15 protein-coding genes and 1 pseudogene are annotated in these 23,095 nt (G+C 64.3%); 2 read left to right on the plus strand and 14 right to left on the minus strand.

Annotated features, from left to right (window positions below; translation table 11 throughout):
• From cydB to C0Z18_RS20660, 6 genes are all read right to left on the minus strand, one after another.
• Positions 1-1,021: cytochrome d ubiquinol oxidase subunit II (cydB, locus tag C0Z18_RS20635; protein WP_102647387.1), on the minus strand; the 1,021-nt coding region annotated here is incomplete at its 3' end.
• Positions 1,008-2,441: a cytochrome ubiquinol oxidase subunit I gene (locus C0Z18_RS20640; protein WP_102647300.1), complete on the minus strand. Its 1,434-nt coding sequence runs from the start codon at positions 2,439-2,441 to the stop codon at positions 1,008-1,010. The genes cydB and C0Z18_RS20640, both read right to left, overlap by 14 nt.
• 134 nt (positions 2,442-2,575) lie before the next feature.
• On the minus strand, positions 2,576-3,646 hold the full coding sequence (locus C0Z18_RS20645) for a hypothetical protein (protein ID WP_102647301.1): 1,071 nt from the start codon (positions 3,644-3,646) through the stop codon (positions 2,576-2,578).
• Entirely contained in the window at positions 3,643-5,070 is a 1,428-nt protein-coding gene (locus C0Z18_RS20650; protein WP_102647302.1) for a hypothetical protein, read from the minus strand. The genes C0Z18_RS20645 and C0Z18_RS20650 overlap by 4 nt, the downstream gene beginning before the upstream one ends.
• Positions 5,067-5,858 carry a hypothetical protein gene (locus C0Z18_RS20655; RefSeq protein ID WP_102647303.1) on the minus strand — a complete coding sequence of 264 codons (792 nt, stop codon included), beginning with the start codon at positions 5,856-5,858 and terminating at the stop codon, positions 5,067-5,069. The genes C0Z18_RS20650 and C0Z18_RS20655 overlap by 4 nt, the downstream gene beginning before the upstream one ends.
• Positions 5,859-5,887: 29 nt before the next feature.
• On the minus strand, positions 5,888-7,594 hold the full coding sequence (locus tag C0Z18_RS20660) for a hypothetical protein (protein WP_102647304.1): 1,707 nt from the start codon (positions 7,592-7,594) through the stop codon (positions 5,888-5,890).
• Between the two features lie 301 nt (positions 7,595-7,895).
• On the opposite strand from C0Z18_RS20660, the gene C0Z18_RS20670 reads away from it, so the two are divergent.
• Positions 7,896-13,133: an autotransporter domain-containing protein gene (locus C0Z18_RS20670; protein WP_146014059.1), complete on the plus strand. Its 5,238-nt coding sequence runs from the start codon at positions 7,896-7,898 to the stop codon at positions 13,131-13,133.
• A 47-nt stretch (positions 13,134-13,180) separates the two neighbouring features.
• On the opposite strand, the gene C0Z18_RS20675 is transcribed toward C0Z18_RS20670, so the two are convergent.
• The 8 genes and pseudogenes from C0Z18_RS20675 to C0Z18_RS20710 all read right to left on the minus strand — a co-directional run bounded on the left by C0Z18_RS20675 (position 13,181) and on the right by C0Z18_RS20710 (position 21,479).
• Complete coding sequence (locus tag C0Z18_RS20675; RefSeq protein ID WP_102647307.1) at positions 13,181-14,977, minus strand: thiamine pyrophosphate-requiring protein; 1,797 nt, start codon at positions 14,975-14,977, stop codon at positions 13,181-13,183.
• A gap of 72 nt (positions 14,978-15,049) precedes the next feature.
• Positions 15,050-17,818: a DNA ligase D gene (gene ligD / locus C0Z18_RS20680; protein WP_102647308.1), complete on the minus strand. Its 2,769-nt coding sequence runs from the start codon at positions 17,816-17,818 to the stop codon at positions 15,050-15,052.
• Positions 17,819-17,868: 50 nt separating this feature from the next.
• A pseudogene (ku, locus tag C0Z18_RS20685) lies at positions 17,869-18,684 on the minus strand (non-homologous end joining protein Ku); the annotation flags it as partial.
• A gap of 150 nt (positions 18,685-18,834) precedes the next feature.
• A complete protein-coding gene (locus C0Z18_RS20690) occupies positions 18,835-18,993 on the minus strand; it encodes a DUF1328 domain-containing protein (RefSeq protein ID WP_102647309.1) in 159 nt (52 codons plus the stop codon).
• Positions 18,994-19,254: 261 nt separating this feature from the next.
• Positions 19,255-19,866, minus strand: a complete 612-nt coding sequence (locus tag C0Z18_RS20695; RefSeq protein WP_102647310.1) for a hypothetical protein — start codon at positions 19,864-19,866, stop codon at positions 19,255-19,257.
• Positions 19,867-19,882: 16 nt separating this feature from the next.
• Entirely contained in the window at positions 19,883-20,185 is a 303-nt protein-coding gene (locus tag C0Z18_RS20700; RefSeq protein WP_233217408.1) for a DUF1488 family protein, read from the minus strand.
• 88 nt (positions 20,186-20,273) lie between these two features.
• Positions 20,274-20,837 (minus strand): type 1 glutamine amidotransferase domain-containing protein, encoded by a 564-nt coding sequence (locus C0Z18_RS20705; RefSeq protein ID WP_102647311.1) that lies wholly within the window; start codon positions 20,835-20,837, stop codon positions 20,274-20,276.
• Positions 20,838-20,927: 90 nt separating this feature from the next.
• Positions 20,928-21,479: a ferritin-like domain-containing protein gene (locus tag C0Z18_RS20710; RefSeq protein WP_102647312.1), complete on the minus strand. Its 552-nt coding sequence runs from the start codon at positions 21,477-21,479 to the stop codon at positions 20,928-20,930.
• 282 nt (positions 21,480-21,761) lie between these two features.
• Here C0Z18_RS20710 and C0Z18_RS20715 point away from each other — a divergent pair, with 282 nt between their 5' ends.
• On the plus strand, positions 21,762-23,090 hold the full coding sequence (locus tag C0Z18_RS20715; protein ID WP_102647313.1) for a cation:proton antiporter: 1,329 nt from the start codon (positions 21,762-21,764) through the stop codon (positions 23,088-23,090).
• Positions 23,091-23,095: the final 5 nt, after the last annotated feature.

The following is a 23,095-nucleotide window of genomic DNA, read 5'->3' on the forward strand; positions in this document are numbered from 1 at the left end:
TCCCCTCACTCATGCCCATACCCCCCCGGTGCCCACTCGCCTTGCCGCGAAACACCCAATACGACCACACCACGTAGATCAGCAAAATCGGCAAGACGAATGCGGTGCCGATCATGAGGAACTCGTGCGATACCGGCGCCGCCGCGGCTTGCCATAGCGTGACCGATGGCGGCGCAATCATCGGCCATAAGCTGATGACGAGCCCCGAGAACGAGAGAAAGAACAGCCCCACCGAGCACACGAACGGCAACACCTCGCGCCCCCGCCCGGCACCGCGCACGAGCAAGCCCGCGAGCAGCAACGTCACGAGCGGCACCGGCGCGAAGAACGCGAGATTGGGCCAGGTGAACCAACGCTCCGCGATGCGCGGACTAAACAGCGGCGTCACGATGCTGACCACGCCGATGAACACGAATACGAGCAGCATCACGCGCTGCGCCACACGCCGGGCCCATCCCTGAAGGCTGCCTTGTGTCTTCATGATGAGCCAGGTCGCCCCTTGCAACGCATAGCCCGCGATCAGCCCGAATCCCGCAAAGATCGGAAACGGCCGCACCCAATCCAAACTCGTCCCGACGAACTGTCCCCCGGCCTCGTCGAATCCTTGCACGAACATGCCGAGTATCACGCCCTGCGCGAAGCTCGCGAGCACCGACCCGCAGGCAAAGGCAATATTCCAAATCCGCCGATTGGCGCCCGGCACGCCTCGGAACTCGAAGGCCACGCCGCGAAAGATCAAGCCCAGCAGCATCAGCAGCACCGGAAAGTACACCGCCGGCACGATGATGGCGAATGCCCCGGGGAACACCGCCAAGAGTCCGACGCCGCCCAACACGAGCCATGTCTCGTTGAAATCCCATACCGGCGCGACCGACGCCATCATGACATCGCGATCGGCTTCGTTCTTACGCAGCAAAAACAAAATGCCCACGCCCAGATCGAAGCCGTCCAAGAGGATGTACATCAGCACGGCAAAGCCGAGGATCGCCGCCCATAGCGGCACCAAGTCAAGGTGCGTCATCGTTAACTCCCATCGTGCCCGGCACGCCGGTCGGTTGCGGCGCATCGTCGTGATGCTGCACGGCCGAGAGCGGCCGCGCCGCGCGGCGATCGAGCGTGGCGGTCGCCGGTTGCGCGCCGTCGGGACCCAAGCGCAGCAACCGCGCGATCAGCACGCCGCCCGAGCCGAAGATAAACAGATAGCTGACCACGTACAGCGCGAGCGAAAGCGACACGTCGGCGCTCGTCAGCGAAGGGCTCACCGAATCGGCCGTGCGCATCAATCCATAGACCGTCCACGGTTGACGCCCGGCCTCGGTCGTCGTCCAGCCCGCGAGCACCGCGACAAATCCGAGCGGACTGGCCACGCGGCACACGGCGAGCCATCTCCGGCTGTCATAGAGCTTTCGCTTCGGCCACAACACCAGTCCGCAGATCACGACCGCCAGCATCAACATCGCTACCCCCACCATGAGGTGAAACGCAAAGAAGACGATCGGCACGTTCGGCCGGTCGGCGCGCGGCCAATCCTTGAGCCCGTGCACGAGGCCGTTGGGATCGTGCGTCAGATAGATGCTGCCCAGCACGGGGATCGAGATTTCGAAGTGATTGCGTTCCTCGGCATCGTCGGGAATCGCAAAGAGATTCGCGGGCACGCGCCGGCCCGTATTCCACAGACCTTCCATCGCCGCGAGCTTGGCCGGCTGATACTCGAGCGTGTTGCGCCCGTGCGCGTCGCCGATCGCGATTTGCGCGGGCACCATCACGACGAGAAACCATAGCGCCATCTTGACCATGACGCGCGACTCCTCGCGCGCACGTCCCTTGAGCAAGTAATGCGCACCCACGCCCAGAACGACGAACGCCGTCGTGACGACAAAGGCCGTGACCGTATGAGCCAAGCGATAAGGAAACGAGGGATTGAAAACAATCGCAAGCATGCTGTCCGGCACGAATTTGCCGTCCACGATCCGGTAGCCCGTAGGCGTTTGCATCCAGCTATTTGCCGCCAGTATCCAGAACGAAGACATGAGCGTGCCGAGAGCGACGAACATTGCCGACAACACATGAGCCCACTGCGGTACGAGCTTGCGCCCGAACAGCAGCACACCGAGAAACGCCGACTCCAGAAAAAACGCGGTCAACACCTCATAGGCCATCAGCGAACCGATCGCGCTCGAGGTAGCCGTCACGAATCGGCTCCAATTCGTGCCGAATTGAAACGGCATGACGATGCCCGATACGACACCCATGCCGAACGAGACCGCAAAGATGCGGATCCAAAACGCGGAAAGCCGGCGATAGACGTCGCGACCGGTCGACCACCACAACACTTCGAGCGTGGCGATGTAACAGGAAAGACCCACCGTGAAAGCCGGCAGCAAGATATGCAGTGCGATGACCCAGGCAAACTGCAGGCGAGACAACAAGAGAGCGCTCATAAGGGCGGTACCGACCCATGGTGGAAACACGACGACGCGATAACGAGGGGCCCGCGAGAGGGGGCGCTTGAACGTAGGGTCAAGCAAGGCCGATGCCGCGACGGCGAGCGCAACCGTTCGCGAGCATCCCGCTCTCACGTGGGGTAGATCAGCACGCGCGCCCGATCGCCGGCGCCGCCATAGCTCACGCTGACGTAGGCGAAGCGGGCCGAGCGCCCGATCACCGCTAGGCTGCCAATTTCAAACGAGAAGGCGCCGTCCACCGCCTCGACCGTACTCGCGCCGCCGGCGGGCCCCGTGTAGCCGATGCTGCAAAGCGCCGAAATCCCGTCTCCGGTCTCGCGATCCACGACCGTCCCCGTCACTTCGCCCGAATCGTATTGCCCCAGGTACGAGGGCGATTGCGTGATCGTGACGACATAGGCGGACCGTGGGGAGAACGTGTAGTCCTGCTGTTGCACAGGCACTTGCGCATGGTCGGTCAAACAAGCGCTCACGGTCACCGCCTCGCCGTCGACGTTCGCATCCGTGAACTGCGCGCAGGCAATCGTCGCGCCTCCCTCGGGAATGAATGCGGCGGCCACGGTGATCCATGCGCCGCCGTCAGGCAGCGTACCGCTGGCGACGACGTTCGCGTCGTCCGTGACGAAATGCGCCGAACCCGCCGGCAGTTGAAACGTGACCCGGGTTTTGTCGGGGGCCGCGCCGCCGTTGCGATAAACCGCGACGTTCGCCGCGTTCCTCGCCGATCCGTCGGCCTGCGCGTGGTTCACGAGCCGATCAAGACTGAAGCCGTAGGTGTCCCCGGGAACGGCGACGAAGGTATACGACGTCTCATTGCTCCGCGTCTTGGGCGGCTCGCTCATCCACGCGACCATCACGCCCTGCTCGGCGGTCGTATCGGTGAACGTCACGCTCGATCGGCCCTTTATGCTCGTCTTCGGGCCGTCTATCTGCTGCAAACCGTTGCTGAAGACCGCCGATCCTTTCACGACCTTGAACGTGACGGGACGATCGCTCTCGAGAAAATTGCCGAGCGTAAGCTTGACTTCGGCCTCGTTGGCGGCCTTGCCGTCCGCGCGAGCTCCGTCGCGAACGATCGTCAACTCCAGGCTGTAACCCGGCCCATCGCTGTCGCTCACGGGCGGTACCGGTTGCGTTTCTTTCGTTTCTTTCGTTTCTGTCTTCTCGTCCGTTGGTTTCATCGATCCCCCGGCGTGGGTGGAAACACGCTGAACCGCACGGGGTGCGGAAAGCGAAGCGACGTGCTTTCGCCTACCACGCGCAACGCTACGTTGATCTCCTCTTCGCAGGTATCGACGATCCCGACGCAGCCGCTGCCGTCGGCATACAACATCGTCGTGTACGTACGAGGGGAATTGGTGTCGGCGCCCACGATCGTCGCTTGGGCGTGGTCGTCGAGAATGGCGACTTCGACTTCACGATCCACGAATTCGGGCGAAACTTGAAAATAGATCGAACAAGCGGTGTTACCGTCGCTCGGCACGCGCGTCGTATAAGCGTAGGCACAGATGCCCGCCGCGCTCCCGTCCAAATACGGGCTGAACGTCGCGTCGACGGTGGGTGCATCGCCCGGCTGGCCGCCTGCGTATGCCGCGAGCGAGATCAAGGTTTGGTCGTTCGAAGACACGCTGAACGCAGCGACACCGCGCCAATCGAGCCGCGTGCGATAGGTCGTCGGGTCACTGCCTTCGGCTTCCAATATCACGCCGCCCAGGGAAGCCGAAATCGTCACGGCGAGCCCGGGTTCCCCGAAGACGACGCCGTAGTTGCAGGGGATCAGATTGGGAAGCTGGCTCGATGCGTTCGCCGCTCCTTGCGTACACGTCAATTGCAGCGCGGTAAGGTCGGACCAAGAGATCACGACTTCCGTGCGCAGCGAAGCGTGCGTGACACCTTGCCGCCGTACCTCGTAGTACGCGACGCCGCTTCCCAGATCGCCGAGCGGCCGGATACCGGCCATTGGAATCGTATCGGCAACGTAACCGTTGACGAGATCCGCCACTTGCACCGTGTGCGGCGGATCGGTTCGATAAGCGGCACCGGCCACCGCGTTGCCCGATTCGTCGAAGCCCTGCCAGTGGAACGTCACTTGATCGTCTTTGCACAACGCGTATTGCGTGCGTATCGGCGCGCCGTTTTTCGCGGCGATCTTCGCATACGGCAATACGCCGTTTTGCGCATCGGGGAAAAGCGGGCTGCGGTATTCGCTCGCGCTCGATCCTGCGATGACGACCGTCGCCGGCAGTGCGGCCACGATGTCGCCGACTTGGCTCGTCTTCCGATAAGTAGCCGTATAGCTGCCGTCGGGAATCGTGGCGGGGTCGAATTTCCCGTCCCAGAATGCATCGAACACGTTCCTATCGTCGAGGCTCAATACGTTTTCCGAAGGCGTATCGTTCAGATAGGCGCGCAAGCTATCGCCGGGCGTGGGATGCCAATTCGATCCTTGGTCATTGAGTACTCTGACGGTGATCTTCTCGCCGGGCCCGAAGTCATCCACGTGAATGACGCGTTGCCCCTGCTCTTCGGCCGCCTGCGGCAGGCTCGGCCGAGCCAATTTGATCTCGCCGCTTTCACACAGGCGCCGGATGCCGGGCTCGCTCATACCCAGCTCGTTTCGTCGGGTTCATCGGGCACTGCAACGAAGCGCATCGTAATCGGCGCAAGCTGATCGGTCCCGGGCACGTTCAACAAGCGGACCGTGCATTGCACCGGCTCCGCGATCGTGTCGACGATCGTCACGGCGGCACAGCCATCGTTTTCGAGCGGCACGTCGTACTGCCTCGGGTTCGTCGGCTGGACGCCGAAGACCGTCGCCGATCCGGTAACGATCGTGACCCGCAGCGTACCCGCTTTGCCGCTCTGGTCCGTCATCACGTAGATGCAGCACGGCGTGACGCCGTCGGCGGGCGCTCCCGTCGTAGAGGAATAACCGATGAAGTGTTCGTTCGGGCGATCGTGCGCGCCGGCGTCCGTATAGTCTTGGAAGCTTGGAGTCTTCGTGTCGGAGTTGTCGGGGTCGTCTCGATCCCACACCGTCGTCGGCACCATGAGCAAATTCGCCACGCGTTTGGGCAGCGCGGGGCTGCGAGCGCGAACGAGGAACCATGCGAACCCATGTTCGTCGAGGATGGGCTCGTAAGGCCCGTTGCCCAGCGGGATGCCGTCGCCGCTGTATAGCGTGCCGGGAACATTTTGGGGATCGCTCGGCGCGACGATCTCGCCGCCCATTCCCACGCTGCAGCTCATCGTGTGCCCTCGCGGGCCGTGCACCTTGACCCAATTGCAGGGCATGATGGACAGGCTGTCGTCGTAGTAGGCCGCGGGCGAGGTGATCCACAATTTCACGGGGACTGTCGGCTTGCCCTTCGACTCATGCTCGGCGCCTCCCATTGGTCCGGTCTCCTTGGAAGCAACGTGCGTTAGCTTCGGTTGGCCGTATTCAACGTGACCGCGAGCACCTTCGAGGTTTGATCGGGAATCCCGCTGCGCTCGATCGTGTAGACGATATAGCATTGGCCTTCGGTCCACGGCTGGCCGTCCATCGAATCCCAGTCATGAAAGTCGTCGTTGGCGAACTGCATCGACAACGTCGGCTTGTTCAAGTCGCCCGCGACGATCGTGACCTGCGCGGTCGCCACTTGCACGGGATCTCTTCGGGTCGTCGACTTCGTTTTGAAACCGGTCAAGGTCGCATACGCCGTGACTTTGTCGCCGGCTTGAGCGCGCCAACCGTTGTCGTAGGTCTGGTCGAGCTTGAAGGTGATCGTGATCGGGCTATGCAGCGAGTTGCGGTTGATGGCGCTGCGCGCCGGCGAAAGACGAGGCGTGCCGAGCGGTCCCCCCAACGGGATGATGCCCTGCTGGTTGTCGCCCACGCCGTAGAACTGCGTGACGAGACTGGGGCCGACATTGCCCGTTTCGATGTTGCTGACGACGAAGAGCACGCTATTCAATTCGTCGGCATGCGCGCCCGAATCGCTGTAGCCGAGGCTTTCCGCGAATTGCGTGGCCCAGGTCCACGACGGCGTATTCTCCATTGGATTTTTGAAAGGACCCGCGGCGATGGCCCCGTTCACGACGAGATAGATCTGATCGCCCGGTACTTGGTTCGGGTACTTGCCGACCGTGACATCGACGAATGCGCTGGAAAGCTGCCCGTAGTCCAACGTGGTCTTGCCCGTGGTGGACGATGTCACTAGACCTTGCACGACCGGGAACGACTCCTCGAGCCCCGGACCGGTCGCGGTCACGTCCACGACGAGAAACGGCCGCCCTTGTTCTTGGGTCTCGGCGAAATCGTATTGCGCCCGAAGGCCCAGCGCCATCGAGCCGTTGCTATGCGTGGCGACCAAATACAGTTCGGCGATGCCCTGCGCGTTCGTCTCCGTGCGAAGGTAAAAGCCCTGCTGCGTTTCGCTGTAGAACATGAACGGGTTGTCGGCGGCCAGCAGGTTCTCGGCGGCCGTGCCCGCCACGTACACGTTCATCAAGCCATCGAACAGGCCTTGCGCGCCGCTGGCCGCCTCGTGCCACTCGACGATGTACTCGGGCAGCGGCGTGGGCGGGCTCGTCGAGTCGTCCACGATTTGGCAGGTGAACTTCGTCGTAAAGGCGTCCTTGGCCGGCGTAAGCTGGTCGCCGTCGGCGGCGGTGGGAATCGGCAGCAACGTCTTGGTCGGCCCGAGGCAGGTCACCTTCGGATCGGATTTCAACACCGTGTAGGAAACGGCCGTTGCTTCGTTCGGTGTCGGAGACGGGCCCCAACCGGTGCCCGCGCTGGCGTGCACCGTGACCGTCAGCAATGCATTGATATCTTGAGTGGGATCGTAGCGAATCGGCAGCGTCGCCGTGCCTTGCGTATTGTCGTGCGCATCGACCATGATGGGGATTTGCTTCCAATCGGCCGGTACATCGGGAAGCGCGACGAAATTCGCGCTATTGCCTGAATTGCCCGCGGAAAAATTGATCGTGGCGCCGTCGGGAATCGAATTGCCGGCGGACATCTTGATCGTCGCCACGATGTACCGCCCTTGGTGCCAATGCAGATTCGTGCCCGTGGCCGGGCTAATGGTGATGGTTCCGTTATCGCTACCGACGAGGATCGTTCCGTGGTCACCGTGCGACATGGCGATTCGTCTCCAAGGTTGGGAGATGCGCGCTGCACGCGATGCGCTCGCGCGTCGGCGTCAAGAGGTTTGCTACTGCCGTACTCATTCCCGCTGTGCGTTCCGGATTGAATATTCCCGATATGGAAATGCAATGTCAAACCGATAGTCGAACGGTTTTTCATTTCTTCCCAATTTACGGGACTTTCAATAATTCTTTTAGCCTCGAAGTTGCGACTCTCTCGACGCCCATGCTAAATCGAAGCACTCGCCTCATCGACACGGAAAAGCGAAAGTGGATTTACATGGAAATTCTCGACTATTGATTAAACCGCGACTGCGCGACCCACTATTGCGCGACGCGATACGCACCCTTCGCCGGCGCACCTCGGTCGCCGTGCTATCGATCGCAGGGGCGACAGCGGGAACCGTACTCGGGATCGCACCATGCCTTGCTCAAGTCATCGATCTAAGCGGTGGCGCGGGGGGATCGGCCGTGTCCGGGACGGGCGGTGCGGGCGGCGGGATCGACGGCGGCGGCGCGGGCGGAGGCGTAGCTTCGGCCCTAGGCCTCGCGGGGACGCTCTTGCGAGGCGGCGACGGCGCGGGCGCAACATCATGCGAAACCCAAAGCTATCTTCCCGGCTGCGGCGGCAAAACCCAAGCCGTGAATGCCTCGATCGGCGGCACGGTGACAGGCCAAGCCGGTAACGCCGGCGCTGCGGGGATCGGCGGGGGCGGCGGCGGCGCGGGCGCGGTCGTGACGTCCGGCAATCTCGTGCTCGGCACCGGGGCGGCCGCGGCGATCACCGGCGGTGCCGGCGGCGCGAGCGGTTCGGCGGGCGCCGGCGGCGGCGGCGCCGGGCTCGTCTTCCTCGGCGGCACGCTGATCGCGAAAGGCGATGCGAACGACGACATACATGGCGGCCTAGGCGGCGCGGGCACACCGGCCAGCGCGGGCGGTGGCGGCGGCGCCGGCGTATTTTTCCGCGGCAATTCGTTCACCTTCGACTCCGGCGGCACGAACCATCTCATCAGCGGAGGTTACGGCGGCGCCTCGGGCGGCAGCGGCGGCGCCGGCCTGATCGTCGGCAGCGACGGTGCCGCCATCGCGAATCTCGGCGGCGGCAACGTTGGCGCTAGCGGGATCAATGGCGGCTACGGCGCAGCCGGAACGGGTGCCATCCCCGATGGCCGCGGCGGCGACGGCATCGACATTTACGGCAGCAACAACACGCTGTGGAATCGAGGCTATATCAACCCGGGCGGTTCAGCCGGCAGCGCGGCGCTTGCAACGGGGGTCCATGTCTACGGTAGCGGCAACACGCTCGTGAACGCGAACGGCGGCGATATCGAAGGCGGCTGGGCGCTGGCCGACCCATCGCGCACCGGGCCCGGCGGCAGGGCGATCCGGATCGACGGCAACGGCAACACATTGGAATTGCAGGCGGGCTATATCGTCAGCGGCAAAGTCGCCGCGGCCGGCGGGGGCAACGTACTCGCGCTCGGCGGCCCCGCGAACGGCACCTTCGACCTCTCCAAGATCGTTGCGTCGCTCGACGAGACGACCGGCGCGGAGCAATACCAAGGCTTCGCCGTCTACGAAAAAACCGGCCTCGGCACCTGGACGGTTACCGGCAAGGTGGGCGACACCCACCCTTGGGCCGTCGAACAGAGCACGCTCGCACTCGGCGCGAACGCCGATCTCTCGGAAGCCGCCAACGTCGGCGTCGATGCCACGCTCGACGCCTCCGGCATTCTCGCCGGCAGCACGACCGTGCAAAGCCTCTCGGGTGCATCGACCGGTACGGTCATACTCGGCGACAAGACGCTCGTCATCGCCAACGGCCAAGGCGGCGGCAACCCCGTCGAGCCGGGCAACTTCGCGGGAAACATCACGGGCAGCGGGCGCGTGGAGGTTGCCGGCGGCACGCAGGTGCTGTCGGGTATCACGACGTACCAAGGGAGCACGCTCCTCGATGGCGGCGTTTTGTCCGTGTCGGCCGATGCCAATCTCGGCACGGGTGGACTCGTCTTCAACGGCGGCACGCTCGAAAATACGGCAGCCGTCGGCACCGCCCGGACGGTCGAGCTCGACGCCGGCGGCGGGACATTGAAGACCGACGCCCCACTGACGCTGTCGGGCACGATCTCCGGCGCGGGAGGACTGACGAAGACCGGACCGGGCACATTGACGCTAACGGGCGCCGGCACCTATACGGGGCCCACGACACTATCGAATGGCACGTTGGCGATAGGCGACGGCTTCGACAGCTCGCTGACCAGCGCGATCGTCGACAACGCCACGCTCGAATTCGACGACGGCAATTCGTTCTCCTATGCGGGCGCGCTGAGCGGACGAGGAAACGTCATGCAAAACGGCCCGGGCACCGTCGTGCTTTCCGGCAACAGTGCCGGCTTTGCCGGAGCGACGACGATCAACGCCGGAACCCTCGTAGTCGGCGGCACGCTTGGCGGCGCGCTCGCCGTCGACGGCGGCACATTGACCGGCACCGGCACGCTCGCCGGCGACGTCTCGATCGGTACGGGCGTCCTCTCCGGGAGGCAAGGGGACGTCCTCACGTTCGGCGGCAATCTCACGCTTTCGAACGGCGCGAGCATCGACGTTGCGCTCGGCACGCCCGATCGGTCGGCCGGCCTGTTCAACGTCGCGGGCAATCTGACGCTGGGCGGAACAGTGAACGTAACCGACCTCGGCGGGTTCGACATCGGTATCTATCGTTTGTTCGATTACACCGGCAGCCTGGCGAACAACGGCGTTGCGATCGGCACGGTTCCCGATGGGGTCGGCGCGAACGCCCTGTCGCTACAGAGCTCGATCGCTCATCAGGTCAATTTGGTCAGCACGGGCGGCGTGCCCCTCAATTTCTGGGACGGTGGCGACACGGCCAAACACAACAACGGCGCCGTGGATGGCGGCACCGGCACGTGGAACGCCGCCAACGAAAACTGGACGAGCGCCGACGGCACCGTCAACGCCGCGTGGAAGAACGGGCAGTTCGCGATCTTCGCCGGTCAGCCCGGCACCGTAACGGTCGACAACAGCGCGGGCGCACTGTCCATCGACGGCATTCAGTTCGCGGCCGATGGATATCGAATCGATGGCGCGGCAATCGAACTCGGCAATGCGAAGACGCTCATTCGCACAGGCGCGGGCGGCGGTGCGCTCGCCAGCAGCATCACCGCCACGATCGCCGCGGCCCTCACGGGACCTGGAGGTCTGAAGAAAATCGACGACGGCACGCTCGTTCTCTCGGGCAACAACAGCTACACGGGCGGCACGTTCGTCAATGGCGGCACGCTGTCGATTTCGTCGGACGCCAATCTCGGCGCGGCGTCGGGGGCGGTCGCCATCGACGGCGGCACGTTGAGAAACACCGCCGCCTTCGCGTCCGCGCGGACGATGACGCTCGGCCCGGGGGGCGCGCAGTTCGACGACGAAGCGGATCTCGAACTCGCCGGTAAGATCGGCGGCGCCGGAGATCTCGTAAAGCGTGGCAGCGGCACCCTCACGCTCGGCGCAGACAATCTCTACAGCGGCGGCACCGAGATCTCGGCGGGCACGCTGCAACTAGGCACCGGCGGCACGACCGGTTCGATCCAAGGCAAGATCGACGACGACGGTCACCTCGTGCTGAATCATGCCGGCACATGGACCCTGAGCGGCGACATAGGCGGCGCCGGCACGGTGACGCAAGCGGGCAGCGGCACCGTCGTACTAACCGGCAACAACACTTATCGAGGTGGCACGACGATCTCGGCCGGAACGCTGCAACTCGGCGACGGGGACACGTCGGGCTCCATCGCGGGCGATGTCATCGATAACGGCACGCTGGCATTGAACCGGTCCGATACCGTCGTGTTCGACGGCAAGATCGGCGGCACCGGCACGATCGAGCAAATCGGCTCGGGCAGCACCGACCTCACCGGCCAGTCCTCGGCGTTTGCCGGCACGACCGCGATCTCGCGCGGCACCCTCTCGGTGGACGGTGCGCTCGGCGGTACGGTTACCGTACTAGCCGGGGGCACGTTGGCCGGCACGGGTACCGTCGGCACGACGACGATCGCGTCGGGGGCGACGATCGCGCCCGGCCATTCACCGGGCACGCTTCACATCAGCGGCGATATCAGGTTCGATCCCGGCTCGATCTACCTTGCCGATATCCTGCCCAACCAAAGCGGCGACCTCATCGCCGCCAGCGGCCGCGCGACGATCGGCGGCGGCACGGTGCAAGCACTCAAAGCCGCCGGCGTATTCGCGCCGGGCAGCCAATGGACGATCGTTTCCGCCCAAGGCGGCGTCACGGGCACATTCGACGCGCTGACGCAGAACATGCCATTCGTGGATCTCTCGCTAGCGTACGATCCCAGCCACGTCTATCTCCGCAGTACGCGCAACGGCGCGGCGTTTTGCAGCGCCGCCCAAACGCGAAACCAGTGTGCCGCGGGCAATGGCGTACAGAGCCTCGGCCAAGGCAACGTTCTTTACGACACCCTCGCATCCGAGCCCGATGCCGCCAGCGCGCGCGCGGCGCTCGACGCGCTTTCCGGCGAGGTCTACGCCTCGCAAAAAAGCATGATGATCGACGATAGCCGCGTGCCGCGCGCCGCGGCTATCGCGCGGGTGCGTTCAGCCCTCGCGCATCGCTCCGATTCAGCCGCCGCGACCCTCGACGACACCGCGAACGGGGGACCGACCGTGCGCGCCGATAGCGGGAGCGCCGGCTTTTGGGCGCAAGGGTTCGGCGCATGGAATCAGTGGAACGGCGACGGCAATGCGACCACGTTCGAGCGTTCGCTAGGCGGCCTTCTCATCGGCGCCGACGTACCGGCGATGAACGCATGGCGGTTCGGCGTCATGGCCGGCGCCGGCAATTCGCGCTTCGAATCGGGCGCTCGCGACTCGTCGGGCGCGAGCGTGGACGGTCACCTGGCGGCATACGGCGGCGCGCAATGGGGCGCGCTCGGGTTGCGATTCGGCATCGCTTATACGTGGCACGATGTCGATACGCATCGCACGGTCGCCTTCCCCGGCTTTACTCATGAGATGAACGCGCATTACGGCGCATCGACGCTGCAGGGATTCGGCGAACTCGGTTACCGCTTCGAGTCGAACACGATCTCGTTCGAGCCTTTCGTCGACCTAGCCTCGATCGGCCTGCACACGAACGGCTTCACCGAAGAAGGGGGCGACGCCAGCCTGACCCGTGCGAGCAGCCATACCAATATCGCGTTCGGCACGATCGGCCTCAGGGGAGCCAAGGCGTATCGGTTATACGGTTGGACGACGACCGTGCACGGGGAGCTGGGCTGGCGCCACGGTTTCGGCAACACGACGCCGCTCGACACATTGGCGTTCGCGGGCGGCAGCCCGTTCACCGTGGCCGGCGTGCCCATCGCGCGCGATTCGGCCAGCATCGACGCGGGGCTCGATGTGGCGCTGTCCAAAGCCGCCACGCTGGGTTTGAGCTATGGCGGCCAATTCGCCGGACACGCTCAGGACTATAGCGTTCAAGCCACGCTTGGGCTTGCCTTCTGACGATTCCCCGCGGCGATCGCCGGCTTTAGGCACCGATCGTTCGGTCGTTAGGAGTCCTTCTTGCCCGGCAACACCGAAGCCATGACCTGCTTGGCCGTATTGACGATGACGCTGCCCTCCTCGGGATCGCCTTCCATCAACGTGCGCATGAACTTACGCGCTTGCACGAGGGTGATATGCGGCGGCAACGGCGGCACCTCCGGATCGGTCTTCACCTCGAGCACCACCGGGCGCCCCGCCGATAGCGCCTCGTCCCAAGCCGGACCGATCGCCTCGGGCGTATCGACGTAGATGCCCTTGAGCCCGATCAACTCGGCAAACCGATGGAACGGCACGTTGGGCAGATTCTGCGAGCCTTCGAATTTCGGATCGCCTTCCATGACGCGTTGCTCCCACGTCACTTGGTTTAGATCTTCGTTGTTCATCACCATGCAGATCCATCGGCCGTCCTTCCATTGCTGCCAATACTTCGCGACGGTGATCAGCTCCGCCATGTTGTTCATCTGCATCGCGCCGTCGCCCACCATCGCGATCACGGGGCGGTCGGGATGGGCGAATTTCGCGGCGATCGCATACGGCACGGCTGCCCCCATCGACGCCAAGCCGCCCGATAGCGAACACATCATGCCGCGCCGGATCTTGAGGTCGCGCGCATACCAATTCGCGCAAGAGCCGGAGTCGCTCGTGAGGATCACGTCCGACGAGAGCTTCGGCGAGAGCTCGGTAAAGATCCTCTGCGGATTGACGCCGCGTTTGACGGGCTCCTTTGCGCGCTTATCGAGCGTGTCCCACCATTCCGAGGTCCATCGCTCGACTCGCTTGCGCCATGCATCGTCGGTCTTTTGATCGAGCAGCGGCAGCAACGCGCGCAGCGTTTCCGCGCTGTCGCCCACGAGGTTGACTTCCATCGGATAGCGCAGGCTCAGCATGTCGGCGCCGAGGTCGATCTGCACGCCGCGCGCGTCGCCTTCCTTCGGCAAGAATTCCGAATACGGAAAGCCCGATCCGATCATGAGCAAGGTGTCGCAGTGGGTCATCAACTCCCAGCTAGGCTTCGTCCCGAGCAGGCCGATGGAGCCCGTGACCCAAGGGTATTCGTCCGGAACGGCCGCCTTGCCGAGCAGCGCTTTCGCCACCCCGGCCTTCAAGCGTTCGGCCACCGCGATGACCTCATCGGTGGCGTGCAGCGCACCGGCCCCGACCAAGATCGCCACGTGGCGGCCCGCATTGAGTACTTCGGCGGCGCGCGCGAGATCGGCGGGTTCGGGCATCACCCGCGGGCGAGAGTACCCGACGCCCGAATGCGCGGTGCCGTGCTTGCGCGGGGGCGGCGTGTATTCAAGCTCCTGCAAGTCGTTCGGCAAAATGATCGCGGTCACTCGGCGCTGCGAGAGCGCGATGCGCACGGCCCGATCGACCATGTGGCGTACCTGGGACGGCACGCTCGCCTGCTGCACGTACGATCCGGCGACATCCTTGAGCATCGAAGCCAGGTCGACTTCCTGCTGATAATGCGAGCCGAGCGCGGCGCGCGCCTGCTGCCCGCAGATGGCGAGCACGGGCATGTGGTCGAGCCGCGCGTCGTAGAGTCCCGTGACGAGATGCGCGGCGCCGGGGCCCGAGGTGGCCATGCACACCCCCAGTTCGCCCGTGAATTTCGCGTGAGCGCTCGCCATGAACGCGGCCATCTCCTCGTGGCGCGCCTGCACGAATTCGATCTTGCCTTGCGCGCGGCGCAATGCGCCGAGCACTCCGTTGATGCCGTCGCCGGGGTAGCCGAACAGGCGACGCACGCCCCATTCATGCAACCTTTCGACGATGAAATCACCCACCGTTTGCGCCATGTGTGCCTCCGCTAGAGTCAGTCCTTGAGATCCGAACTCGCGCAAGAAGCACGCCCGCGGTGCACGGCGGGGTCACGTCCCCGTAAGCCCGAGGCGCTCTCGCATGTCGCGCGTAATGCGCTGCTTGGCGGCCGCATAATCGGCCCACGGGTCGGCCCGCAACGCGTCGAGCCGCTCGTGAACGTTCTCGACGGTCCATTGCGCGCCGCCCGTCGTCTCGGGTAATTCGTCCCATGTGATCGGCACCGATACCCCCATCGACGGTCTCGCGCGCGGCGAGAATGCCGCGACGGTACTCGAACCACGGTTGTTGCGCAGGTAATCGACGAATATTCGGCCACGGCGGTTTTGTGCGCCCATCTTCGCGCTGAATCGATCGGGCAGCGTGGCGGCCATGTGCTGGGCGGCCGCCTGGGCGAATGCCTTGACGTCGTCCCACCCCGCATGGCGGGCGAGCGGCACCACCACATGCAGTCCCTTACCGCCGCTCGTCTTGCACCACGATTGCAGGCCGAGTTCGGTCAACAAATCGCGCGTGAGCTGCGCCGCCTCGATCATGCGATCCCAACCGAGCGCCGGGTCCGGATCGAGATCGAAAATCACGCGATCCGGCTTTTCGATGTTCGACGCCACGGCATTCCAGGTGTGGAGTTCGACCGTGCCCATTTGCGCCGCGCCGATCAGCGCCTGGGCGCTGTCGAGCGTAATCAACGACGGATGGCCCGGATCGAGGCCCTCATGCGACGTGACGAACGGTATCGACAGGCGATTGGCGTGCTTCTGAAAAAATAGTTCGCCGTCGATGCCTTCGGGCGCGCGTACCAGCGCAACGGGCCTGTCCTTGACGTGCGGCAGCAGCCACGGTGCGACCGCCTCGAAATAGCGAATCAAATCGCGCTTCGCAAAGCCGATGGTTTTGTCGATCGTGCGCGCCGGATGCGAAATGCGCACGCCCGCCACTATGTCGCCCTCTTTCAAAGGCGCTCCATCTCGCTGAGTCTTCATCGTCGGATCGTCCGTTTTGGCCGGCTTCGCCGCTTTCGTTGCCTTCGTCCCTTTCGCCGCGCCTGCCGTATCGCCGCTGGCGGCGTCGGCCTCGACCGGCTTCTCCCGCCCGATCTCACGCGCCGGTTTGTCGCGCCGCAAGCTGATAAACGACGCTTGCCGCACGATACGCTCGCTCGTCCATTCCGCGAAATTGCACTCGGCCACGAGTTCGGGCCTCACCCAATGAACCTTCGTCCGGCTACGCTCGCTCGGCGGCTCCGCGAACGGTGAGCGCGCCGTCTCCCGCGCATCGAGTTCTTGCTTGATCGAGCGCAGCGTCGCGGTATCGAAGCCGGTACCCACGCGGCCCGCGTAGTGCAACTTGCCCTGCGCGTCGTACACGCCGAGCAGCAGCGCGCCGAATCCGGTTCGGCTGCCGCTCGGTTCCGAGTAGCCGCCGATCACGAACTCCTGCCTGCGCCGGCATCGCAGCTTGATCCACGCCCCGCTGCGGCTCGACGTATAGCGGCTGTCCATCCGCTTGCCCACGATTCCCTCGAGCGCCATTTCGCAGGCGCTATTGAGCAGCGAATGCGCGTCGAGTGCGAAGTCCTCCGAAAACCGCAAGGTGTCGTCGTCCACCTTCTCCAGCAGCGCGCGAAGCAGTGCGCGACGCTGCACGAGCGGCACGTCGCGCAAGTCGTATCCGTTCAGATAGGGCAAATCGAAAGCGAAGATCACGATGTCTTGCGGCCGATTCGCGTCGAACGCATTTTGAAGCGCTTGGAAGCTGGGCACACCGTGCTCGTCCAGCACGACCGCTTCACCGTCTATCCAGGCCGTATCGATATCCAAGGCGCCGAAAGCCTGCGCCTGACGCTTGAACTTATCCGTCCAATCGAGGCCGCTGCGCGTGTAGATCCGAACGGGACGCTTCGATTCGCCGTGATCGATTCGTGCGAGCGTGCGATAACCGTCGAATTTGATTTCGTAGGACCAATCGTCGCCGTGCGGGACGTCGTCGACCAACGTAGCCAATTGCGGTTTCAACGACTGCGGTAGGCGCGCCTTCACGGCGCCCTCGATCGCAGGCGACGCCGCCAGCTCGCGCAACGACTGCGTCGTGCGCGTCGCGACGATATCCGGCCGGCTCGCGTGCGATTCGCCCGCATGGGCCGCCTTCGCCGCCTTCGCGGGAATGGGCATGGCACGAGCGACCGCTTTGCCGCCTGCGGTTCGCCTACCGGCTTTCCTCGATTGCGCGGCCTGCGCGGTCCCGTTGGCCAGGGCGCTGCCGGGCTGCTCGGCGATGACGTCGTAATCGGCTTGCGGCCGCGCCTCGTCGTCGCGCTCTTTGATCAGCAGCCACTGCTCTTTGTCGCCGCTGCCGCGCATGCCGCTGCGCACGAGCGCCCATCCGCCGTGCAGCTTTTTGCCGTGCAGCGTGAACTTGAGCCGTCCCCCCGCGTACGCCTTGCGCGCCTGCGCCACGCCGCCGGCCGGCTCCCACGTGCCGCGGTCCCAGACGATCACGGTGCCCGCGCCGTAATTGCCGGGTGGAATTTCGCCTTCGAACGTGCCGTACTCGAGCGGATGATCCTCCACGTGCACGGCGAGGCGCTTCACCGACGGATCGAGACACGGGCCCTTGGGTACCGCCCAAGACTTCAGCGTCCCGTCGAGTTCAAGCCGGAAGTCGTAATGCAAGCGCCTGGCGTGATGTTCTTGAATCAGATACGAGAGCGCCGGTTCCGCGCGCGCGCTGGCCGCCTTACGGGTACGCGCGCCGCCCGAAGGCTCCGGCGTTTCTTCGAAGCGCCGCTTTTTTCGATAGGTCTCGAGCTTGTCAGCCATGCCGATCCTTCCGCGTTATCTCATGCATGCGCCTCGTCAAGCACGCCTCAGGCCGCATGCTTGCCCTTGCCGCGGCCGAGACTGCGCTTGAGCAATTCGGATAGATCCACCACGTCGGCCGTCGTGCGCGTACGCGCCGGCGCGCGCGCGCCCTCGCTGATTTCGTGCGTCTTGCCCTCGCGCACCTTGCGATCCACGAGCGCCAGAATGTCGTCGCGGAACGTGTCGTGATAGTGCTCGGGCTCCCACTTCTCGGTCATGTCGTCGATGAGCTTGGTGGCCATCTCGAGTTCGCGCGGGCTGACGCCGGCCGCCTTCGCATCGGCCGGCGGCAACGACAGATCGCCGATATCGAGCACCTCTCCGCCCCAACGCAACGTATTGAGCGCGAGCACGGCACCGGCTGGAATCAATGCCGCCAAGTGCTGCTTGTTGTGCAGCACGACGTTGGCGATGCCGATCTTGCCGGTTTTAGCGAGCGCTTCGCGCAACAGCGCGTAGGCCTTCGTACCCTGCCGCTCGGGCACCAGGTAATACGGCGTATCGAGGTAGAGAAACGACACCGAATACGCCTCGACGAACGCGAGGATATCGACCGTCTGCGTCGATTCGGGGCTCGCTGACCGAATCTCGTCGTCGCTCAGAACGACGTAGTTGTTTTTTTCGTACTCGTAGCCGCGCACGATGTTCTCGCGGCGCACTTCCTTGCCCGTGCGTTTGTTGATTTGCTTGTAGCCGATCGGGTCCGCGGTGTCCTTATCGAGCAGATTGAAGCTCGTTCGCTCGGGCCGCGTGGCCGCATGCAGTTGCACCGGCACGTTCACGAGACCGAAGCTGATCGCCCCTTTCCAAATAACGCGTGACATGGCGACTCTCCTTTCGCCGGCAACCGCGCCGGCGGCGCGCCTGCGAACCAGGCGGCGCCCGCCGGCGCGGGGATCGCGAGCGCTGCTCGGCATTCCTTGCAAACCGCTCGTAATCCCTGCACGGCAACGATCATTATTCTCCTTGGGGCGTCACCTGAACACGCCGATCAACAGCGTCGCCAAGAAGATGACGAGGAAAATGAAGAACAGGATCTTCGCGATCTCCGCGGCGCCGGCCGCAATGCCGGTGAAGCCGAAGACAGCCGCGATGAGCGCGATGATGAAAAAAATAACTGCGTATCGAAGCATGAATGTCCTCCTGATGAATGCCGGCGCGCCGGCTTAGGCGTCGCCGCCGCGCTGGTTCACCGCGGCAGGCACTGAGCGTCGTGATTCGTTCGATGCAACGCTCGCTTCGATACTGCAATGAGTATGCCCATTGGGACTAGCGTAGGGGCAGCCGAAGGCCGCCCCAAACGAAAACCGCGTTCGGCGCGCGCGGCGAACGCGGCGACGAACGCGGCTGTCACGCTCGAGAAAATGCAAAAAAAGGCGGGATGTGCGTACGATTCACCGGTTGGGACGAACCTCGGCCCGAGGTGCCGGCCCCTCCGCGCTCGACATGCCCTGAATCGGCTCCACGTCCTTCGTCGGATCGAAGTCGGCCCAACGGCCGTGCTGCCAGCGTCCATGCGCGCGCTCGACCTCCAAGCTGCCCGCTTCGCGCAACACGCGCGCGGCCTCGAGCTGGTTATCGGGCGAGACGTGGACCGCGACGAGCACGCCGGAGTCGCGCGACTCGTGAGGTACTTCGCGCTCGGGCACCTTCCCGCCGCCGCGTGTATGCGACATGGCGCCCGCCAGCGAACCGATGTAGGCGCCCACCCCGGCGGCGACGACTAGGATGAGAAACGGCGACGAAAACGCACTGAACAGCGCCACGCCCACCACCGCGCCGATCACCGCGCCGATCGCTCCGCCCTTGCCCGCCCCTTTGGATGCGCGCGCCGCCTGCGGGTCCGCGTACTGGTCGCCGCCGATCGGAAAGCGCGCGTGCTGCCCGCGCGGGTTGACGAAAAACAGTGTGACGTCCTCTTGCACGAATCCGGCGGCGAACAACCGGTTCGCGGCGGCTTCGCCATCGGCGAACGTCGTGAAACGGCCTGCGACGATCAACGACATGACACGTCCTCCTTTTTCAATCGCCCAAGAGCTTTCCGCTCCCGGCGGATGCGATCCGGAAGAGACCGCTGCGCAACACGACCGCTGCGCCGCAGCTGTCCTCGATCGCTCGCGTGCATACGGCCCGAATGCGTTCGCGGCCGTCGCCGTATGCGCGCAACAACTCCGCCTCCAACGTCGAGCCCGCGCCGAAATGGTCTTCCAGCGCTTCGGCGGTGATCGCGCAAGACAACGGGACATCATCGACGGAGGCAACGAATCGCACGACCATCTGCGCGCCGTCGAATACAGGCTCGTCGTCCGGAAAACTCACGCGCATGACAGCCTCCCGCATGACGGTTTCCCGCCTGACAGCCTCCGGATGCCGCTCCGCCGTGTCCCCGGCGAAGGCGGCCGTTCTCGCGCAGTCATTGCGCGGCACCTCGATGTTCGAGCTGAGCGATGAGCTTTCGATTGAAGGCGGGGATATCGTCGGGCTTGCGGCTCGTGATGAAATTGCCGTCTTCGACGACCTCCTCGTCGACCCATGTCGCACCCGCATTGCGCAGGTCGTCTTGCAAGCTGGGCCAACTCGTCATCGTGTGGCCCTTGACGATACCGGCCGAGATCGGCAGCCAGCCGCCGTGGCAAATCACGGCGACCGGTTTGTGGACCTCGTCGAGCGCCCGCACGAACGCCTGTGCTTCGGGCACCGTGCGAATCGCATCGCTATTGACGACTCCGCCCGGCAGCACGACGGCATCGTATTGCTCGGGACGTACCTGGTCGAAGGTCGCATCGACGGTCACCGTGCCGGCGCGCTCGGTGTGACGAAAGCCCTGAATCTGCCCGGGCTTTTTCGAAATCACGTGCACCAAGGCACCGGCTTCCGAAAGCGCGCGCTTCGGCTCGACGAGTTCCGCCTCCTCGAAGCCGTCCATCGCCAGCATGGCGACCTTGCAACCTTCCAGCGTTTTAGTCTTCGTGTTCATCGGCGCAGCTCCTCTATATGATGTGAAGGGCTACATGCACCGCAGCAATTGCGGTGCCCAACCGAGGGCTGCGACGATAGCGGCGATCGATTACCGCTTGAGCTCGTTAGGCAAGCCGTCGAGCAAATCGGCCATATCGTCGGCGTGCTCTTCTTCCACTTCCAGAATGCTTTCCAACAAACGGCGAGAGGTGGGATCCTTTTCGCCGAGGTACGCCACGATCTCACGATAGCTGTCGATCGCCACACGCTCGGCAACCAAGTCTTCCTTGATCATATCGACCAGCGAGGCACCCTCCACGTATTCGGCGTGACTGCGCGCGAGCAGCCCCTCGGGCGAGAAATTGGGCTCGCCGCCGAGCTGAACGATCCGCTCGGCCAGTTGATCCGCGTGTGACTGCTCTTCGTTCGAATGCTGGAGGAATTCATCCGCGATGCCCTTGGAGTGAATGCCCTTCGCCATGAAATAGTGGCGACGGTAGCGCAAGGTACAGACGATCTCGGTAGCGAGCGCATCGTTGAGCAACTTCAAAACCGTTGCGCGATCGGCCTGATAGCCGGCGGTCACGGCCCCTTGCTCGATATGCTCGCGCGCGCGCTTACGAATGGCCTGGACGTCCGACAAAAACGGTTGGTTCGCCATGGGTTTTCTCCATCGATTTGTATTTACGAAACACGACTTCTCGCACGAGCGAGCCGATAGCGCGCTGCGCTCGTGACGCGTCGCAACGGACGCATCATTCATGCCAGCGCAATTCACGGCGCATTGCATTGGCATGCGCATTGCGTTGTTCGAACGCAGCCGCGACGCCCTCGTCACGGCCGATACCGACACGGACGATCAATGCCCTCTTCCTCGACTCATGCCTCGACGCGGCGAATAGCCGGTGGTCCGCTCGCTGACGCCGCCGCGCGTTAGGACGCGATGACAGAGACAGTCTGGTTTCTTATCGTCGGCGGCATGCTCGTCGGCATGGGCATCGCCAGTTCGCTATTCAAGCGACTGCCGCTGACCGGCGCGATGCTCTATCTCGCGGCCGGTTATGCGCTCGGCCCGCCCGGAGCCGGCATCCTCTCGCTCGATATCGTGAGCGACGCCGCACGCGTTCGGCTCTTGAGCGAAGTTGCGTTGCTCGCCTCGTTGTTCGCGATCGGCTTGCGCTTGCGCGCTCCGATCTTTGCCTCGCTTTGGACGCTGCCCGTGCGCCTCGGCCTCGTCGCGATGATCGTGACCGTTCCGCTTCTCGCGCTCGTCTGCAGTTGGGGGCTTGCGCTCGCGTGGGGCCCGGCGTGGGTGCTGGCCGCGATGCTCTCCCCGACCGATCCCGTACTCGCTCACGACGTTCAAGTGCGCGACGCCAACGATCTCGATACCGTTCGCTTTTCTTTATCCGGCGAGGGTGGACTGAACGACGGCGTGGCATTGCCGTTCATGTTGATCGCGCTTGCGTTGTGCGCGAACGGAAACACCGATGCCCCGGCCTTGCCGACGCTGCGCCTGGCGATCGGCACGGTGTGGGGACTCGCGGGGGCCATCGGTATCGGCGCACTGCTCGGCTTCGCCACGACGCATGCCGTCGCGTGGCTGCGTACGCGCCACGGTCAAGCGCTCGGGCTCGAAGGCTTCTTCGCGCTGGGCCTCATCGAACTGTCCTACGGCATCGCGCAGTTACTGCACACCTTCGGCTTTCTCGCCGTGTTCGCGGCCGGCGTGGCGATGCGCCGCGTCGAGCATCGAGCGACGGGAGAACGCTCCCCGCAAGACGCGATCGGCTCCATCGACTCCTCCGACGTCGCCGCGACAGCGGCCCACCCCGCCAAGGCGCACGCATACATGGCCGAATCGGTCCTCGGCTTTACGATCGAACTCGAACGCATTGCCGAAATGGCGATGATGATCATCGTCGGCAATCTGATCAGTACGTTGCCCGCGCCGCTCGTCACCTGGCGCAGCGTGGCGCTCGTGCTCGCGCTGTTCGTCGTCGTGCGCCCGATCGCGGTCGAGCTTTCGCTGCTCGGTTCACGCGCGCGAGCGGTTCAACGGCGCATGATGAGTTGGTTCGGTATCCGCGGTATCGGCACGGTCTACTATTTGGCGTACGCCATCGAGCATGGCCCCAAGCGCGACCTCGCTCCGCTCGCGCCCTATGCGCTCGCCGTGGTGGCGGCATCGGTCTTCGTGCATGGGATGTCGGCGACGCCGCTCATGAAACGTTACAAGCGAGTGCGCGCTAGCGCCTCGCGCAAAGGCTAGCGCGC

Source organism: Trinickia dabaoshanensis (assembly GCF_002879885.1).
In the GTDB taxonomy this organism is placed as follows: Bacteria; Pseudomonadota; Gammaproteobacteria; order Burkholderiales; family Burkholderiaceae; genus Trinickia; species Trinickia dabaoshanensis.

Bases quoted from the DNA above. Each gene is read 5' to 3' on its own strand.
- C0Z18_RS20640 (WP_102647300.1), bottom strand. From the start codon at position 2,441: ATGAGCGCTCTCTTGTTGTCTCGCCTGCAGTTTGCCTGGGTCATCGCA.
- C0Z18_RS20645 (WP_102647301.1), bottom strand. From the start codon at position 3,646: ATGAAACCAACGGACGAGAAGACAGAAACGAAAGAAACGAAAGAAACG.
- C0Z18_RS20650 (WP_102647302.1), bottom strand. From the start codon at position 5,070: ATGAGCGAGCCCGGCATCCGGCGCCTGTGTGAAAGCGGCGAGATCAAA.
- C0Z18_RS20655 (WP_102647303.1), bottom strand. From the start codon at position 5,858: ATGGGAGGCGCCGAGCATGAGTCGAAGGGCAAGCCGACAGTCCCCGTG.
- C0Z18_RS20660 (WP_102647304.1), bottom strand. From the start codon at position 7,594: ATGTCGCACGGTGACCACGGAACGATCCTCGTCGGTAGCGATAACGGA.
- C0Z18_RS20675 (WP_102647307.1), bottom strand. From the start codon at position 14,977: ATGGCGCAAACGGTGGGTGATTTCATCGTCGAAAGGTTGCATGAATGG.
- ligD (WP_102647308.1), bottom strand. From the start codon at position 17,818: ATGGCTGACAAGCTCGAGACCTATCGAAAAAAGCGGCGCTTCGAAGAA.
- C0Z18_RS20690 (WP_102647309.1), bottom strand. From the start codon at position 18,993: ATGCTTCGATACGCAGTTATTTTTTTCATCATCGCGCTCATCGCGGCT.
- C0Z18_RS20695 (WP_102647310.1), bottom strand. From the start codon at position 19,866: ATGTCGTTGATCGTCGCAGGCCGTTTCACGACGTTCGCCGATGGCGAA.
- C0Z18_RS20700 (WP_233217408.1), bottom strand. From the start codon at position 20,185: ATGCGCGTGAGTTTTCCGGACGACGAGCCTGTATTCGACGGCGCGCAG.
- C0Z18_RS20705 (WP_102647311.1), bottom strand. From the start codon at position 20,837: ATGAACACGAAGACTAAAACGCTGGAAGGTTGCAAGGTCGCCATGCTG.
- C0Z18_RS20710 (WP_102647312.1), bottom strand. From the start codon at position 21,479: ATGGCGAACCAACCGTTTTTGTCGGACGTCCAGGCCATTCGTAAGCGC.
- C0Z18_RS20715 (WP_102647313.1), top strand. From the start codon at position 21,762: ATGACAGAGACAGTCTGGTTTCTTATCGTCGGCGGCATGCTCGTCGGC.